This is a genomic window from Lentisphaera marina, from assembly GCF_028745505.1.
In the GTDB taxonomy this organism is placed as follows: domain Bacteria; phylum Verrucomicrobiota; class Lentisphaeria; order Lentisphaerales; family Lentisphaeraceae; genus Lentisphaera; species Lentisphaera marina.
The window spans coordinates 1,437,252-1,455,168 of record NZ_JAQZZL010000001.1 but is presented as its reverse complement, the minus strand read 5'-3'; the positions used below and the strand labels follow the sequence as shown (position 1 = coordinate 1,455,168).

The window sequence follows — 17,917 nt, the reverse complement described above, 5'->3', positions numbered from 1 at the left end:
CCCACTTCCATGGCCTACATTCATCAAAATGCTATTGTTGTATTAGAACTCTGAACCACTATTATTATTACTCACTAGATCAATAATGATGACTGTTGAGATAATTGAAAGATCATCTTCTCCTTCGACGATATCAACTCCATAGCTATCGGCCCAAGTAAACATTTTCTTATCAACTCTTGCCACAACTTTTCCCGAACGATAAAATTTGTATTTATGTCCCCAAAAATCACCTTTTATAGTGTAATCGTTTGGTCCTGGAACATCCAAAAGAAAATTCTTTTTAAACCAAGCAAATTTTTGCATGACTTCGGCAAACATAAGCCCTCCTTTGTACAAACGATAACAGGGCATCATTGATAATAACTTTTGTTCAATAAAGGCAACATTTTTACCTGAGTGATCAAAAACATCGAGCTTATTTCCAAAACTCAGAAATTTGCCTTTCACTGTATAAGCTAATTTTTCATCCTCGGTTTTAATCTCGTAATTATCACCAAGAGAAAAAAACTTATCCTTCATTATATATTTCATATCCCTCCCAAAACTCGTCAGTGCTAAAAAACTCTAGCACCGATAAATTTGAATTATTTCTTATCTGCTTGAAGCTTTTTCATTATCAATGAGTTCACTGCTTCTGCACTACTTGAATCACCTCCACCCATGAGAAGAATTTCTGGGACTTTACCGTCCCACTGCTCCATCGCTAAGCGAAGCATTTCTAGTTTAACAAAATTATCAACACCTCCAAGTGCTTCCATTTTTTTCATGTAAGCTTGAGCTCGCCCTTCCGCCAATTTAATCTCAGCCTGAGCCTCCTGCTCAGCAATATCCACTTTGGCTCTTGCTTTAGCTTTTAACTGCTCTTGTTCCGCATCTTCTTTAGCTTTTACTACTTGTGCACGCTCAATTTCAGCTGTTTGCTGTACTTTAAAAGTATCTACTTCTTGCTTAGCAACTTCTTTATCAGTTTGAGTCGACAAGAGCTTCTTGCCTTCTTCAGTATCACGAATACCAATATCTGCCACATAGACTCCATCCGTAGTCACTCGGTATGTCGCTAACTTTTCTGCAAACGTGGCCGTCGCACTTTCTTCGATCTGAGAACGTTCCTGAACATACTGAATTGCTCCACGCGATTCAGCATTATTTCTAAAAATAGCACGAATAGTGGGGAGAATGACGCGGTCTTCAAGTACGACAAAACCATTACGGTCCAAGTCGGCGTCAGGATTTGCCAACATTGCAACGACATAGGGAGCGTCTTCAGCTGATATTTTCACTGATACACGAACATCCACTGGGAACTCAAATGAATCACTCGTTTTAACCGTAATGCTATTCTTTTGAACGTAATTATAAACTCGATTGGTTGTCTGAACTAAAGTCACAACAAAGGCATCAGGATGCAGGTAATACGCATTAGGTGAAAGTGCTTTATTCCAAATCCCTCTAAAACCTTTGGGTACAATTGGCACGCCATTAACCATCTCCACTTTCTCTGTGATTTCATAAGGTTTACCCGCATTCGCTTTAATAACGGCAACGGTACCAATGGGCACCTCTAAGGCTTTTTTCACCGTAATCTTAAAAAGGCGTGGGTTGTAGCGGTATTGACCTGGCGTTAATACAGTTAATTGAGGTCCTTTATTTCCTTTCTCCATGAACATCTGAGCATTGAGCATATCAACGGGGTTCTCCCATTCTTGAGCAAATATTTCTCCTTTAGGCAAAGAATTGGCTCCGTCCATCGCTTCTACAACACCTACATTTCCTTGGGGGATCGTCATGTTATCGACTGTTTTTAGATCATATAACCAAGGCCAGTATAAAAAGTGCCAGCCTGGAGGCAATACTTGGGCTTGTGGTCCTTTTTCTCCCTTGGTGGCAATAATTTGCCCCACAGGTAAATCTTTACCAAATTTAACAATCACAATTCCCGCTTGATCATCTTCTACATAAATTGCAGTCGAAGCTACAATTAACACCAAAGCAATCACTCCTGCCGAAACACGGAAGAATACTTTAATCACCCCATCCATTTTATCGCCTAAAAGAATGGGTATAACCGCTCCTAGAGCTAGTACCATTAATCCCAATACAAATATAAACATATATCTCCTCTCCTGTTAATTTTATTATTGCTCTGTAATTAGAGTCTTTTTATTATTATGATTGAACTGCGACTATTCGTCTTGGCCCATGCGCTCGAGTAGCTGTTGGTAATTAGCTGAAAGGTCGAGCATTGAATTCTTGAGGTCGGCAATATCATCGCGTTCGATCATGTTGTCTGCCATCAAGGGCTTAATCCAATTCTTCATGACCTCAAATTGATCCTTGAGGATGTGAGAGAAAAAGTCTGGAACATTATTGACGATCTCTACCTTACCAGGAACAACAACATGACGATCACGTTTATCCTTTTCATCTGGATAGAATAATTTCGTCAACTTAGCCATGGTATCTTCATCTAAACTAAAACCAGACTTTTTGGAATTACTTGCGGAGGCCGCAGCAATAACTTCGCTAATCTGACTAAGTTTTTCAGAAAATTGACCGAGCTGAACCACAACTTGCGACACTGGATCATTCTCATCTGCATTCGCAAAGAGTTGATTACGACCAAAAGTATTGCGAATATCGCCAATTCTCTGAATATCTTCATCACTCAAATGATCGGTGAGTTCACGGAATTTGAGTAAGTTAAATTCAGCATCACCCGTTAGCGTCTGCGATTCATTATTATAATGACTTTGAATCAGTGTATCCAATTCTTCATCATTCATAATGGGCAATACCTTCTCAGTAATCTTATTCATATTACGGTATGAACCCTGTAGTTTGAAGGAAGGTTCTGTACGGTAATCATCCTGAATAGAAGCTGAACGAATATATTCTAAGTTGACTGCCGCAATAGCATCGCGGACGACGAGTAATTTCTTTAAAACTTCAATAATATCGTTCATTTCAGCCGTTGAGAAATCACCCTCAATACTAACCCCCTGACTACTTCCTTTTTCAGCCGCGGCAATAAAGGATTCCACATCTTTTCGACCTGCGGTTGCGAGTTTCGCAAGTGCAGGATTAGATGTTAATGAGTTTTCTAAGTAAGACGAATAGAAGGCCTCTTTGGTATCGCCGATAATGTCACCCAAATTATAGGTATCTGCACGGTTGGAAAGCATATCTGGAATCTGGAATTTTTCACCCGATTCATTATAGGGGTTACCCGCCATAATCACACAAACTTTACGTCCACGTAGGTCATAAGTCTTTGGCTGCCCTTTGTAGACACCTTCAATTTTTCTTTGACCATCACAGAGGGAAATGAATTTCTGTAAGAGCTCGGGATTGGAGTGCTGAATATCATCAAGATAAATCATCACATTATCTCCCATCTCGAAAGCCAAATTCAATTTCTTGAGTTCTTCCGCTGCAGACGCATTGGGTGCCTCCGCAGGATCTAGAGAAGTGACGGCATGACCAATGGCTGGAGCGTTAATCTTCATAAAGACTAAGCCTAAGCATGAGGAAATGTATTCCATCAGAGTCGTCTTACCGTAACCTGGAGGTGAAATCAAAAGCAACATCCCCATAAGGTCAGTACGCTTATTCTCACCTAGGGTCCCCATTTGTTTCGCTAGGTTATCGCCAACCATGGGGAGATAAACTTCGTTAATTAAACGGTTACGAACAAATGAGCTCAAAACACGTGGCTTAAATTCATCTAGGCGCATGAAGCTTTTTTGCTGTTCACTTAATTCGTGCTTTAGATCCACATAGCGACGATATTTTGGTGCCGTTATATGTACGAAACTATCTAAGCGCTTTGAAAAGTCTTGGAAATCTAAGCTATAAATTCCACCTTCTTTAAGAAGTGAATGTGAACCGACCATATCTGCGATTTCTTTTTCCATCTCGGCCTGAATCACGTGCAGAGGATTAAAACTCTGGGCAGCAAAAATTAAAGCGGCTTCATTGAGGTAAGCAGAATTAAATTCATCCCCTTTCATTTCGATAAACGCCTTCATCCATTCGCTGACAATTTCAAAACGTTGAGAAATATTGCCCGCAAATTGAGCATCCAAGGATTCGTCTAATTTGAGCTTAAAACGCGCCGACTTCAAATGGGCTTCAAATGCGTGATGCAATTGACTCGCCGCATGAGAAATAATGAAGTGATCATGACGTCCCAATTCGCGTATGAGGTAGTCCACCGCTTCGCCTCTCTCGAGTTCGGAACATAGTTCACTCGCTAAAGACACATCAAAAGACTCCCTCAAATCATCAACTAAATCTTGACCTGGCTTACGACCGGGGAATAACTGATACATAATGCCAAAATTCTTAATGCGGCTCAGGAGTTTTTCTTTGTCTTCACCTTCTTCCAAACTCAACCAAAAGAGCTGTGCTGCAGATCTAACCATTGGCGAGAAGTTAAGTAAATCCATATCGCGCATGAGGATGAGCACTTGTCGGAGAATTAAAGCGGCATCATGGTCATGAATACCCTTGGTATAATTCTCCTCGTAACGCGGTGCCATAAATTGGCGAACGTACTCTACTAATTCTTCATCACTTTTAGCAATAAGTTCAGCTAAGTCTTTCTCTTCTAAGTCATCAATTATGGCTTTAACCAAAAACTCTGCTCGATAGACTTCGCTATTCTCCGAAACACATTCCATGCTCCAGACTTCACGTGTCTCTTCTAGTTCTTCTGATTCAACTTTCTCGAAAAAGCGAGTTCCTGTTAAATGGTAATAAAAGTCGCCTTCACGCGAAACTAAGGTGAGTTTGAGATCCTGTTTATTGACCGAGAAAACATGCTTACCAAAACGTACTGCATCTTCTCCTTCAACATAGAGTTCAGTCTTATCCTTGAGCTGACGAATCGCTTCTTCTTTAAGACTTTTCAAACGACTTTCCAAGTCATCTGCGCGAACTGAATCACCCGCATCACGTAGTTTACCAACTAAATCACGTAGTTTATCCACCATCATATCCGCGGCGAAATAAGAAGAAATCTCCTTAACTTCTTTAAAGTTCTTTAAGCGATTGCTAATGGATTTTAAAATTCGGTCGGCAGCGGCCATGTAGGCTTCTGCTTTTCTTGCACGCTCTTCACTAAGGAAAATACGGCGTTGCTCAAACGCATTTTGAATTTCATCGCGTTTTTCAGCTAAGACGGGGATGAATTCATCAAACTCAGAAAAACGACTCTCAAGTTCCTCTAACTGCACCATCGCCTTAGTCAAATATTCTTCTACCACAGCTGGTTCATTCGCCACATCTAAGTAATTGACCACACCTTGATTGAGTAATTTGAGCTGTGCATTAAACTCGGCTTTCCCTTCCACAGACATCAAGTCTTTGATACGGTTTTTGAGCTTGCCTTTCGTTTGGTTCAGTATAGTAAAAACACTAGAGATGGAATCAATGACTTGCGTGGTCCGCGTCGGGTCATCGATTTTTAAATTCGAAACTGTTTCAATTAACATCTCAAGCTGACTTGCGGTCTCCGCAAGCTTTTCCTCGAGTTCTTTGCCTTCCATCACTTTTGCAAAAACCGCAAGTTGCTCTTCGTGAGCTGAAATTTGCTCACGATAGGGATCGAGTGATTTTTCATCGGCAAGGAAATCGATGCAACGTCCAGAAATTTTGTCCGAGTTCTCTAAGATTTCTTTTTCGATTTCATCACAAAAGTTAATATCTGCATAAGCGCGTTCTTTGAGTTCAATCACATGTGAACGCAACTGACGTAACTCACTAAGTTTCCCAACAAATTTATCTATATGATCAAAGGCGGTATAGGGAATTTGGCGGAATAATTCTTCAGCCTCAGCCGCAACCTCTTTGGTCATTTTATCCGTTTCTTTACGAAGTTTTTTGACTTTCTCGTATTCGTCAATTGCCGTGGTCGAAGCCAAGCGAATGCCATCAAGTGGGTCAGCTAAATTACCCACGCCCTCTTCTTTCAACCAAAAGTAACCATCGAGAATATCTGTCGATTTTTTGACGACATCGACATAGAGGTCGGCGTAACTCTCGCCACGGGAAAGTAAATTGATAACTTCCTGACATTCCGCCATGCAACTGACAACTTCTTTATTGCCAATTTTATAAATCTGACTCTGTGCCTGTTCTTCACTCACTTCTGGTATAAAATCAGCAGCAGTAAATGGGGTTTGCCAAACTTGAATCGTATGGTGCTTACGTGGTTCATCCTCTGACTTGAAGTAAACCATCTTACCATCGGGGAATAGTGAAAAACCATGACAAATAATCGGAGTCGACACACGCTGATCAATTAGATTATAAAACTGCAGAACATACACGCCCTGTTCACGATTATAAAAAACGTAAAGCATATCTTCGCCATTTGGAGAAGCTTGCTTACGGTCAAATTTTAAATTATTTACATCGAGATCAAAGAGCTTATACTCACCATTTTGCAGGTAGTAACCATTGGAAAATATAATCCCGTGTCCTTCTGGCAAAAGCACGCATGAATTGCGGATTCGATCAATCCTAACCGCTTCTTTCAACTTGTCATTATAGACAATATAACGGTCCTCTTTCTCTTGATAAGGACGTATTTTTAGCATAATTAGATTATCTAATACTGCGTAATTAATATCGCCATCGTCTAAAGTTTGGTCTTTGTTTTCCACATCTTCTTCGTAGATACCACTGCCATCACCAGTATTATTTTCTACTTTGATCGTCAAGTCACCACCAACTGTCTCTACAAAAACGCGATCATCAATGGAAACGTGCGGGTGATCGCCTTCTACGTGCATGTCGCGGGTCGTACGCTGCCATTCAAATTCATGCTGTGGGGGATAACTGTATTCGTGCACACTACGGTCATCAACATAAGTCAATGAACCTTCATTAATCGTCCACTTAAAAACCTTGAGATCATCAATATCTTCGCCAATGCGAAAGACCATGTAAAGCTTGTGCCCACGAGTCGAAAAACGCACAAACTGCGCTTTTTTATAGTATTTGTAGAGGTCGGCAAATTTGTCTAGAAATTCGTCGCTTTGTATAAGCTCTAAATTTTGTTCGTGAAAACGTCCATCTTCGTATAAATAAATCGCAAAGACGTCCTCTAAACTCGTGTGGCTCTTAAGCCCTAAAGTTACATTGTAACCAAAAATAAAGTTCTGACCTATCGTACAAAAATCTTGTGCAATGCAATTGTTTGGCGTCGTAATTTTATCACTTCCAATAAGTGATGTCGCAATAGAGCCAAAGACTTCTTTTCGCTGCTCATTGAGCCCCTCCATGCGGCCCTGTAAATCTTTAACCTGAGTATCGATACGACCTTTTAGTAGCTCGTAGGTTCCACCCCCAAGTTGCTCTGTTTTTTCTTCTTCTGACATAGACTCTCCTCTCTAATTTATCCCTAAATTTTATTAACTTTGTTATTCAATAATGCCTCTAATCCAAATCCTTTCGAATCAGAGGCTATTCGAACAAGTTATGAAGCTTGAGGAAGAGCCTAAACTCTTCCTCTAAAGCTTTCTATTTAAGGAACTTGCCAGCGTTCTGGCTACCTAAGCCCAGTGCTTCAACTTTACTGAGCAAGCCATCAATTAGGCTTTTATCTCCGCCTGAAGCCTGACCTGAAAGCTTAGTTAAAAGCGCTGCTGCAGATAAATTCTTGAGATCCTCAGAACTCACACCAAATTTATCGACAAAGTCAGCTAAGCTTTCTTTAAAGCTCTTATCGTCATTGAAGAAAGTTTCTTTAACATCTGTAAGAACTTCTGATTTACCAATGAGCTGATCAGTCTGACGAGCTTTGGTGATTGACTGAAGCATGCTGTCAAAGAACATACTTTCGCCACCGACAATCTCGATCTTACTATTTTCGAGACCTGATTTAAGCACACTTGCTTGTGCATCGGCAATTTCTGCCTGGATACGAATTTCCGCGAGTTCCACTTCTTTCTCTTTATTGAGTCGGAGTTTGAACTCTTCGTGTTCTTTACCCACACCATCAAGGGCTTTCATTGCTTCGGCTTTAGCATGTGTACCTTCTGCTTCTACAGTGTACATCGCGCCAGTAGCTTTCGCTTCTTCTTCACCCTTAAGGCCGATAACTTTAGCTTCTTCAGAGCCTTTCATACCAATGACTTTAGCCTCTGCAGTACCCTCTTTCTCGAGTGCATCTGCCATGGCAGTTTTTACATTCGCTTCTGCATAACCAACTGCAGCTTCTTCCGCAGTTACACCTTCAGCAAGTTTTTTCTTGGCTTCAGCATCTTTCGTGCTGGCTTCAAAACGCGCTTCCGCTTCAATAACTTCTTGTTCAGCCCAAAGTTCTGCCGAACGTTTGCGAGCTTCTGCAGCCGTAACTTCAACAATTTTTTCTTCTTCGGCCTTGAGTTCTGCTGCACGTTTATGTGCGGCGGCAATTTGTTCTTCACGAATCAGAGTACTTTTACCCTCTTCCTCTGCCTTAGTGATTTCAACGCCTTTGTGACGTTCTGCTTCAGCAAATTCTTTGGTATCTTTAATTTTCTCTTCTTCTTCCACAACACTGCGTTCTACAGTAACACGCTCACGGATGACTTCTTGAATATTTTTCTTTTCAACTTCCACCGCTTTTTCTTTTGCGATATCCGCAAGAGTTACCACGCGCTCACGCTCTGTAGCTTCTAAATCGCGATCACGAATGACACGTTCTTGTTCAACTGCTTCAGTACGTTCTTTATTTTTCTGAGCGACAATGATCTGACGATCTTTGTTCTCTTCAGCAACTTGAACGTCTTCTTGCGTACGAATACGCGCTTCTTCTGAACGCTTGAGTTCCTGCTGAGAAACGACTTCAGCTTCGGCTTTGGTTCTCGCTTCGATGTTTGCAATTTCGAGTTTTTGTTTTTCTTCTGCTTCAGCTAACTCTTTTTCCATGTCGAGGATTTTTTCACGTGCATCAACATTCTGACGAGTAATCGCTTTTTCTTCTTCGCGTTCTTGTTCATTAATATTAACTTTTTTCTCACGAGTAATAGTCGCAATCTTTTCTAGACCAACAACATCGAGAATATTATCTGAACTCAGCATCTCTTTTGGCGTTTGCTCAAGGTAGTCAATCGCGGCATCCTCAAGACTATATCCATTAAGGTCAGTACCAATAATCTGGATAATCTCATCTTTGAATTGCTGGCGTTGTGTGTAAAGATCTTCAAAATCGAACATTTTACCCGCAGTTTTTAAGGCCTCAGAGAATTTGGCATCAAAAAGTTCTACTAAGGCAGACTGATCAGATGCACGTTCAACACCAATCATACTCGCTACAGAAAGTACGTCGTGCTCTGTTTTATTCACACGTACGAAAAATGCTACTGTAATATCTGCTCGCATATTGTCTTTACAGATCAGACCATCTGATGCACGACGATTTATTTCAATTCTTTTCACGGCGATATCCATGAGCTCGAGTCTGTGAGCGACTGGTACAATATAAATACCAGTAAATGATACTTTGGTTTTACCTAGACCCGTTCTAATAATAGCTTTACCCTGCGGCACTTTTTTGAACCAACTGGCAAGCATAAAGAAAAAGCCTACCAATAATAATAATATGACCCCGACTACAACGAGACCCACTACGTTACCTGCGGCAACAAATACGTTTAATAATGATTCCATAATCACTCCTATTTTTTTCTTTTATATAAATTTATGAATATTTTGTAACTAAAAATTTTCGCCTTCCCTCATTCCAGCTTAAAACTAAAACCTTCTCCCCCTTTTTTATTTTTTCATTTTCTGTATAACAAAGAATTTCTATGGGTGCGGATTTTGTTTCAATACTTGCACGTCCGTGCTCTTCATTCACATCTTGTAAAAGTACTCCCATGTTTCCCACCGCAGTATCCTGGTCTTCTGGGTTGTTGTTTAAAACTTTAACAACTTTACCAAAAGGTGATGAAATATATTTTGAGATAATCAAAGCCCCTAATAAAATTGGTACGTAACTGATCCATTGAATAAAGCCCTCGCCTGACACATTGACTAATGACTCAGCATAGACTAAGCCCGCCCATGAAAAGAGCACAAAGAAAGTAAGTACCACCATAAAGGGGACCTCAGCCAAATTGAGAAAATCTGCAAGTGATCGAAAGAAACTCGGGCTCGATTCGGAGCTCGCATCTATATCAAGGTCAGCATCTACATCGACGTCCAAATCAAAGTCAAAGAGAGACACATCGGCAGCTCCAATAATGACTGTTAACCAAAACAGTATCATTAGCACCAACAAAGCACTAAATGGAAAGATATGTAGCCGCATGGCATAATCTAATATTTCAGACATTACTCACTCCTAATAAATAATAATTAACTATGACTTGTTCTCGATCTAAATCAACACTGAGTTTTTGAACATGTTTCAAGATTCCTGTCACTGCAGCCAAAAACCTGCAACTTTATCTTGGTGGATGACTAATTTTGCTAAAGTGTCTTGTTTTTGTCCCTCGCAAGAATTTTTTAAAATTCATCCACAGATTCCTCAGATTCTCACAGAACAAAACGTTTTATTTGGATTGAGCTTGATCCAAAGTTGATTAATAGAGCTTTTTTAAGACCAGTAGCTTTTAGATAATTTAAAACTTGAGATTCTTCGGCTCCACTCAACTTCGTTAATGCCTTCAATTCTACTAGCAAAGTTCCATAACAAATAAAGTCCGCTTTGTAAAAAGAATTTAACTTTTCTCCTGAATAATAAATATCCAACTTCAATTCCCTTTGATACGGAATCTCTTGTTTTAATAACTCCACCTCTAAAGCATCTTGATAAACGGCCTCTAAAAAACCATGACCTAACTCTCCATGCACTTTATAAGCTGCTCCAATCACTTCATAAGTTTCTGGATCATCCTGTTTTGAATAATTCACCCCTTCTCCTTCATCAAACCACATCATTCTCAGCTCTGTGAAAATCTGAGAAATCTGTGGATTCATACCTTCTCTGAACTTACTTCTTCTTAACTTGAGCTTTTAGTGCTTCAAGCTCAGCAGAGATTTCATCATCTGCCTGTAATTCTTTGAATTGCTCTTCTAAGTCATCGACAGAAACTTTATTGACTTCCATCATCGCCTCAGACATAGCGACATCGCGCTCAATTTTCTCTTCGTACTTATTGAATTCCGCGAAGCCATTCAATACTGAATCTGTACTCGAGCTAATACCCGTATCAAGCGCTTGAGAAGTTTCAGCCATTTTCTTACGAGCATCTGCGGCACGCTTTTTAATTATGAGCGTATCGCGCTTCTTGCGAGCTTCTTGAATCTTATCTTCAACTTGATGAAGTTGGGTCTTAATCTTATCAACAAGTGCTGTTTCTTCAGCTAATTGAGCCGTTAATGCCAAACGCTCTTCTTCAGAACTTTTCTTACGCTCCAAAGCCTTGCGAGCTAAGTCCTCATTACTTTTCTCTAAAGCAGCAATGGCATTGTTCTGCCATTTCTTCACTTCAGCTTCGGCGCTTGCTAATTTTTTCTCAGTCATTTTTTTCTGACTGATGCAACTAGCGGCATTAGTTCTTAGTTCAGCTATCCCCTTCTCCATATCTTGAATAAGAGAATCCAATGCCATTTCAGGATCTTCATAACCAGCGATTAAGTCATCAATCTTGCTACTAATAATATTGCTTACTCTTTTGAAGATATTCATTTTTTGTTTCCTCGTTTATTTTTGTTGAGATGGTGAACATAGAACGAAACCCGTGCCAAACCACCAATCAAAATACATAAAATATTTATAAATAAACACTTACATTAATTAATTTATTTTGAATAATTAATCAAGCGCAAATAAATTATGGTTTCTCAATAGATGACTTATTGAAAAACCCCACATTCTTGAAAGTCTGTAAATCGGCTCTATTTGTATAGCCATAAAGAGATTAATGGGAGCTACAATTATGGAATATACTGGAATCGCACAATCAAAAGTGATGCAAAAATTACTTGCGAAAGTCGCAAAAATCGCTAAGGTCCCTCGCCCTATTTTAATTAGAGGTGAACGGGGAACAGGTAAAGAACTGATGGCGAATTATATTCACCGCGCTAGTTCACGTGCTCAAGAAAATTTTGTCACCATAAACTGTGCAGCTTTTACCGAAAAGCTTATTGCTTCGGAAATGTTTGGTCATGAAAAAGGCGCTTTCACGGGAGCGAATGAAAGACGAATTGGTCGTATGGAGCAGGCTGATAAAGGAAGTCTCTTTATGGATGAGGTCGGTATTATGCCGATGAATTTCCAAGAACAAATCTTACGTGCGGTTGAGTACCAAACTTTTGAACGTGTCGGTAGCTCCAAAGCCATCCAAGTTGACGTTCGCCTCATTTCTGCGACAAACGCAAATCTCGAAGAACTCATGGAGGAAAAGCTTTTTCGTCGCGACTTATATGACCGTCTCACTTTTGCTGAAATCGAACTCCCTTCTCTACGTCAAAGAAAGGATGATATTCCGGCGCTCATTGTTCATTTCGTAAAATTACTTCACGAAGAAATGCCTTCTTTGCAGGAACGTAAATTCCGTAGTAATACAATAGAGATTCTCATGGACTATTATTGGCCAGGTAATATTCGAGAGCTCAAAAATATTGTTGAACGACTCTACCTCTTTGGTGATACGCCATATATAGAAGAACATGAACTCCCCGCTATTATTTCGGGTGCTGATTACTTGGGTTTAAGCTATGACGAACGAGTAGAGAACTTTAAACGCAAACTAATTTTAAAAGCCTACGAAGATTGCGCAGGCAATCAGAGCGAGGCAGCACGACAGTTACAAATGACCTACAACCAATTCCGTCACTTCTACCAAAAGTACTGCCCCTAATTCAAATAGAACTCACCTAAAAAACCTCATTTAAGCTACGCCTTACATGAGGTTTTTTTGTGTCCGAATCACACAAAGCTGAGCTTTTATTTTTGTAAGTTATTTAGCCTCCGATAATTATACTTGACTATAATAATAAGGTTAAAAACAAGCTAGACTCCCATATATTATTTTATAAATTATTCAAATACAATGATTTAGATAAATATTTTTTATTTTTATGACTTTCCTCTGGATCTTAACTTGAATTTCAAAAATAGGTTAATAGTTTATGCTTAGTTACAAAATAGTAAGTAATTAACTATTAATTACATAATCGTAAAAAGAGAGAATAAAGAATGAAACATAAAATCAGAAAAGCCTTTTTAAGCTTTTTCCTATTTTGCACCATCCCTACAATGGCGGAGAGCGTCGACGAAAACACCATCCCTTTGGATGTTGAAAAAACTAACCTTCACTTTGGCTTCATTAAGCTCACTGACTGTGCTTCACTTGTTATTGCTAAAGAGAAAGGCTTCTTTGAAGCAGAAGGCCTCAATGTAAAATTAACGGCTCAAAAAAACTGGGTTATTCTTTTGGACAACGTTATTAAAGGCGCTTTGGATGGCGCTCACATGCTCGCTGGTCAACCTATTGGTGCTACAGTAGGTGTAAGCCAAAAAGCTAATGTTATTACAGCTTTCAGCATGGACCTGAATGGTAATGGTATCACAATGGCAACTGATGTGTGGGAACAAATGAAAGAGCACGTTCCCAAGGATGCCGATGGCAAGCCAATTCACCCTATTAAAGCCGATGCCCTCAAGCCAGTTCTTGAAGAATGGGATGGACCTTTCAACATGGGCATGGTATTCCCCGTATCTACTCACAACTATGAACTGCGTTATTGGCTAGCGGCTGCAGGAATTCACCCAGGCTTCTATACTGAATCTGATTCTAAAGGCCATACCGATGCAGAAGTTATTATTTCTCCTAATGCGCCACCACTCATGCCTTCTTACCTCAACAGTCGCGCCATCCTCGGTTACTGCGTAGGTGAACCATGGAACCAGAAAGCTGTATTTGCTGAAAAAGATGGTAAGCAACTCGGTGTACCTGTCGTAACTAACTATGAAATCTGGAAAAACAATCCTGAAAAAGTATTTGGTGTCACTGAAGAATGGGCTAAAAAACACCCAAAAACTCACACTGCAGTTCTGAAAGCGCTCATTCGTGCTGGTAAATGGTTAGATGCTTCTATGGAAAATCGTGAAGAAGCTGTTCAAATCCTTTCTAGATCACACTATGTAGGTGCAGAAGCTAAAATTCTTCGTAACTCAATGACTGGTTCTTTTGTTTACGAACGCGGTGATCGCAGAGAAATGCCTGACTTTAACGTATTCTTCCGATATAACGCCACTTACCCCTTCTACTCTGATTGTGTTTGGTTCCTCACTCAAATGCGCAGATGGGGGCAGCTCAAAGAAGATCAATCTGACGAATGGTACAAGAAGACAGCTGAAAAAATCTACAAACCAGACCTCTACATGGAAGCGGCCAAGCTCCTCGTTGAAGAAGGCAATATTGAAGAAAGCGAAATTCCTGGAGATGACGAAACTGGTTTCAAACCTGTAACTGCAGAAGACATTTTCATTGACGGCAAAGCCTATGATGGCACTAAACCCAACGACTACATCGATAGTTTCGAAATCAAAGCACCTTAAATAATAAAACCAGTCCCTCCTGCGGGAGGGACACACTAAGCGGAAACTTGCAGGAATAAATCACTATGAAACAAAAGCTCATTAACTTTTTCGAATTAACTGGACTTACATGGTTCATCCCTATTGTGCGACTATGCACGGGGGACGACCCAAAAGAACAAATCGGCGATCTTTCTCGTCAAATAGCCCTACCCCTTGCCGCAATGGTAAGCTTTTTTATGATTTGGAGCTACTGCTCAACAAAAATCAAAACATCTGTTGGCCAACTTCCTGGACCCTCATACGTATTAAGTCAGGCCAAAGCTATGTGGGCCACCCACAAGAGCGAAAAATTTAATAAAGAAGAATTTAAAACTAACGAAGAATTGCGAATCAGTGTCGCTGAACTCATTGAGCAAAGACAAAAAACGACTTCTTTAGAAACAAAAAAGAGTTTAACTTCTAAAATCAACTCTATTAAGGCCGTAATACTTAAACACTTAAGTCAACTCGAAAACGAGATCAAGGTTAATCAGGCAATAGTAGACAAAGCTGAAGCGGATAAAAAAGCGCAAGTCACAGCTATGACAACTCAGCTAAACTCTCTCAAAAAATTTGTCTTTGACGAAAATAACAAAGCTGTTTTAGGCCCTGATGGAAAACCTAAACTCTCTGATGAAAGTCTATCTAAACTAGCTAATATAAATAACCGTCGCGTAGCTGTATTCGAAGGCAACTTGGTTCGCATTTACAAAAGCAGTGAAAACACGGCAAAAAGCCTGATTAAGAAAATCGAAAAAATTGATACCTACTACCAACAGGACATCGCCTACCAAGCCGCACTCAATAAAGATGAACTCGAGAAGAAAATCATCTCTAACAAGAAGAAACTCGACGCTTTTGAAAAGCAAATTTTCAAAGGAAAGGAATACAACTCTAATGGTAGTATTGTTGACTATATTAAGCTCAGTATCACGACTGTAATCTTTGGCTTCTGTCTAGCCGCAGGTATTGCTATCCCCATGGGTATCCTATGTGGGCTGAGTCCTTCTATCATGACTGCTTTAAACCCACTGATCCAAACTTTCCGTCCTGTTTCCCCTCTTGCTTGGGTATTAATCACAATCCAAATTATCGACGGTATTTTTGTGGGTGACAATGCTCTAACTGGAGAAATTTTAAAGAACACCTTCCTTCACGCTGGTATCACGGTAGCGCTCTGCTCTATGTGGGCGACACTCTCTAACACTGCACTTGGTGTAAGCTCTGTGGATCCAGATCACATGAACGTAGCAAAAGTTCTTAAGCTCAACTGGTTTGATCGCATTTTCAAAATTGTCATCCCATCTGCAATCCCTTACATCTTCACAGGACTTCGCATTACACTCGGTGTGGGCTGGATGGTACTCATTGTTGCAGAAATGATGGCAACTTCACGCGGACTCGGTTGGTTTATTGACCAAGAATACCAAAACAATAAAGTTGAGTCTCTCGCTAATATTATCGTATGTATCTTTATCATTGGCCTCATTGGAGCCGTGCTCGACCGCATCATGTCAGTCTTCCAAAAACTCGTGAGTTTTAACGACGACGTAGCAGCCTAACCTGGATTTGAAAATGGATTATATTTTAGAACTCAATAATGTCTCAAGACATTTTGGCGAAAAGGAAAATCGCGCCGAAATCCTTAAAGATATTAACCTTCAAATTAAAAAGGGGGAATTTGTTGCCATCGTAGGTTTTTCTGGAATGGGCAAATCCACACTCATCAACCTCATGGGTGGCTTACTCGAGCCAAGTGAAGGTGAAGTGAGAAGTAAAGGTGAACCTGTCACTGGTCCTGCACCAGACCGTGGTGTTATTTTTCAAAACTACTCCCTACTTCCTTGGTTATCAGTTGAGGGCAATGTGGGCTTAGCAGTCAACCAAATATACAAAGACAAATCAAAGACTGAACGACAAGCCATCATTGAAAAGTATGTCGATATGGTAAGCTTAAGCCCAGCGATTCACAAAAAACCTAAAGAGTTATCAGGAGGGATGCGCCAACGCGTATCTGTGGCACGCGCCCTCTCTATGGATCCGGATATCTTGCTCATGGACGAGCCTTTAAGTGCTCTAGATGCCCTAACTCGTTCGGTTCTTCAAGATCAAATCCTCGATATTTGGAAATCCACTGGCAAGACTATTGTTCTCATCACTAATGATGTGGATGAAGGCCTCTACATGGCCGACAGAATCATACCTATAAGCATCGGTCCAAATGCCACTTTAGGCCCATCATTTGAAATCAATATTCCTCGCCCCAGAGATCGTAAAACTCTCAATAAAAACGAAGAATTCCGTCGCTTACGTGCAGAAGTTATTAGCTTCTTAAACGAAGAAAAGCGCAAAGAAAAATTAAACGAGACGACAGATAGCAACAGTTACCCGCTACCTGACATCGCTCCAGCAGCAATTTAAGGTTAAACCATGGATAAAAACCGTTATTTAGACCTATCAAATTTAAGTAAAGTTTACGAAACTAAAAAAGGCCCTTTTGTCGTTTTAGAAGACTTTAGTTTACAGATACCAGAATCAGAATTTGTTTGCCTCATCGGACACTCAGGCTGTGGCAAGTCAACTATCCTCTCTATGGCCGCAGGGCTCAACGACATTACCAAAGGTTCTGTTGCAGTTGCCGATAAAGAAATCAATGGCCCTGGCCCTGATCGTGGCGTCGTTTTCCAAGCTCCAAGCCTCCTTCCTTGGCTCAGTGCTTATGACAATGTCATGCTCGGTGTAAAAAAAGTTTACCCACATGCATCAGCTAAAGAAAAAGAAGAAATTGTTATGCATTACCTTCACGCCGTGGGTTTAGGTGGAGCTATCGAGAAAAAACCAAAAGAGCTTTCCAGTGGCATGCGTCAACGCGTTGGTATTGCCCGAGCTTTTGCCCTCAAGCCAAAAATCATGTTACTCGATGAGCCTTTAGGCATGCTCGATGCACTCACAAAGTACGAACTACAAGATCTTATCGTTAAACTTCATGCTGAACACAAACTCACTACACTTATGGTGACACATGATGTTGATGAGGCCCTCTATTTATCAGACCGTGTCATTATGATGACTAATGGTCCGAAGGCAACTTTAGGAGATATTTTAATTAATGACCTCCCTCGCCCTAGAGACCGTCAAACACTGCTAAATCATCCAGATTATTACCCTTACCGCGAGCACTTGATTTCATTCTTAGAAGAACAAGAAGAATTAAAGAAAAAGCACGCATAAAACAATCTCCCGGGCTGCCTTGGTTTTCGCCTGCAAACTTCCACTGAGGTGGCCCGGGGACTTCTTTATAATAAACTTTAAATTGAATTTATCTATATA

12 protein-coding genes are annotated in these 17,917 nt (G+C 40.3%); 5 read left to right on the top strand and 7 right to left on the bottom strand.

What is annotated here, in order from left to right:
- Positions 1-42: 42 nt before the first annotated feature.
- The 7 genes from PQO01_RS06010 to PQO01_RS05980 all read right to left on the bottom strand — a co-directional run bounded on the left by PQO01_RS06010 (position 43) and on the right by PQO01_RS05980 (position 11,689).
- Positions 43-534, bottom strand: a complete 492-nt coding sequence (locus PQO01_RS06010) for an LURP-one-related/scramblase family protein (RefSeq protein ID WP_274313130.1) — start codon at positions 532-534, stop codon at positions 43-45.
- Positions 535-587: 53 nt separating this feature from the next.
- On the bottom strand, positions 588-2,114 hold the full coding sequence (locus PQO01_RS06005) for an SPFH domain-containing protein (protein ID WP_274313129.1): 1,527 nt from the start codon (positions 2,112-2,114) through the stop codon (positions 588-590).
- A 72-nt stretch (positions 2,115-2,186) separates the two neighbouring features.
- Positions 2,187-7,388: a DNA repair ATPase gene (locus tag PQO01_RS06000; protein ID WP_274313128.1), complete on the bottom strand. Its 5,202-nt coding sequence runs from the start codon at positions 7,386-7,388 to the stop codon at positions 2,187-2,189.
- A gap of 142 nt (positions 7,389-7,530) precedes the next feature.
- A complete protein-coding gene (locus tag PQO01_RS05995) occupies positions 7,531-9,663 on the bottom strand; it encodes a flotillin family protein (protein ID WP_274313127.1) in 2,133 nt (710 codons plus the stop codon).
- 31 nt (positions 9,664-9,694) lie between these two features.
- On the bottom strand, positions 9,695-10,330 hold the full coding sequence (locus PQO01_RS05990; protein ID WP_274313126.1) for an OB-fold-containig protein: 636 nt from the start codon (positions 10,328-10,330) through the stop codon (positions 9,695-9,697).
- Positions 10,331-10,533: 203 nt separating this feature from the next.
- Positions 10,534-10,977, bottom strand: a complete 444-nt coding sequence (locus tag PQO01_RS05985; protein WP_274313125.1) for a GxxExxY protein — start codon at positions 10,975-10,977, stop codon at positions 10,534-10,536.
- A 13-nt stretch (positions 10,978-10,990) separates the two neighbouring features.
- Complete coding sequence (locus PQO01_RS05980) at positions 10,991-11,689, bottom strand: PspA/IM30 family protein (RefSeq protein WP_274313124.1); 699 nt, start codon at positions 11,687-11,689, stop codon at positions 10,991-10,993.
- Between the two features lie 250 nt (positions 11,690-11,939).
- Between PQO01_RS05980 and PQO01_RS05975 the strand changes: the two genes are divergently transcribed.
- The 5 genes from PQO01_RS05975 (at position 11,940) to PQO01_RS05955 (ending at position 17,818) form a co-directional block, all read left to right on the top strand.
- On the top strand, positions 11,940-12,863 hold the full coding sequence (locus PQO01_RS05975; RefSeq protein ID WP_274313123.1) for a sigma 54-interacting transcriptional regulator: 924 nt from the start codon (positions 11,940-11,942) through the stop codon (positions 12,861-12,863).
- Positions 12,864-13,261: 398 nt separating this feature from the next.
- Positions 13,262-14,566 carry a CmpA/NrtA family ABC transporter substrate-binding protein gene (locus PQO01_RS05970; protein ID WP_420792912.1) on the top strand — a complete coding sequence of 435 codons (1,305 nt, stop codon included), beginning with the start codon at positions 13,262-13,264 and terminating at the stop codon, positions 14,564-14,566.
- A 65-nt stretch (positions 14,567-14,631) separates the two neighbouring features.
- Positions 14,632-16,149 (top strand): ABC transporter permease, encoded by a 1,518-nt coding sequence (locus PQO01_RS05965; protein ID WP_274313121.1) that lies wholly within the window; start codon positions 14,632-14,634, stop codon positions 16,147-16,149.
- 13 nt (positions 16,150-16,162) lie between these two features.
- Positions 16,163-17,008: an ABC transporter ATP-binding protein gene (locus PQO01_RS05960; protein WP_274313120.1), complete on the top strand. Its 846-nt coding sequence runs from the start codon at positions 16,163-16,165 to the stop codon at positions 17,006-17,008.
- Between the two features lie 9 nt (positions 17,009-17,017).
- A complete protein-coding gene (locus tag PQO01_RS05955; RefSeq protein WP_274313119.1) occupies positions 17,018-17,818 on the top strand; it encodes an ABC transporter ATP-binding protein in 801 nt (266 codons plus the stop codon).
- The last annotated feature ends 99 nt before the right edge of the window (positions 17,819-17,917 follow it).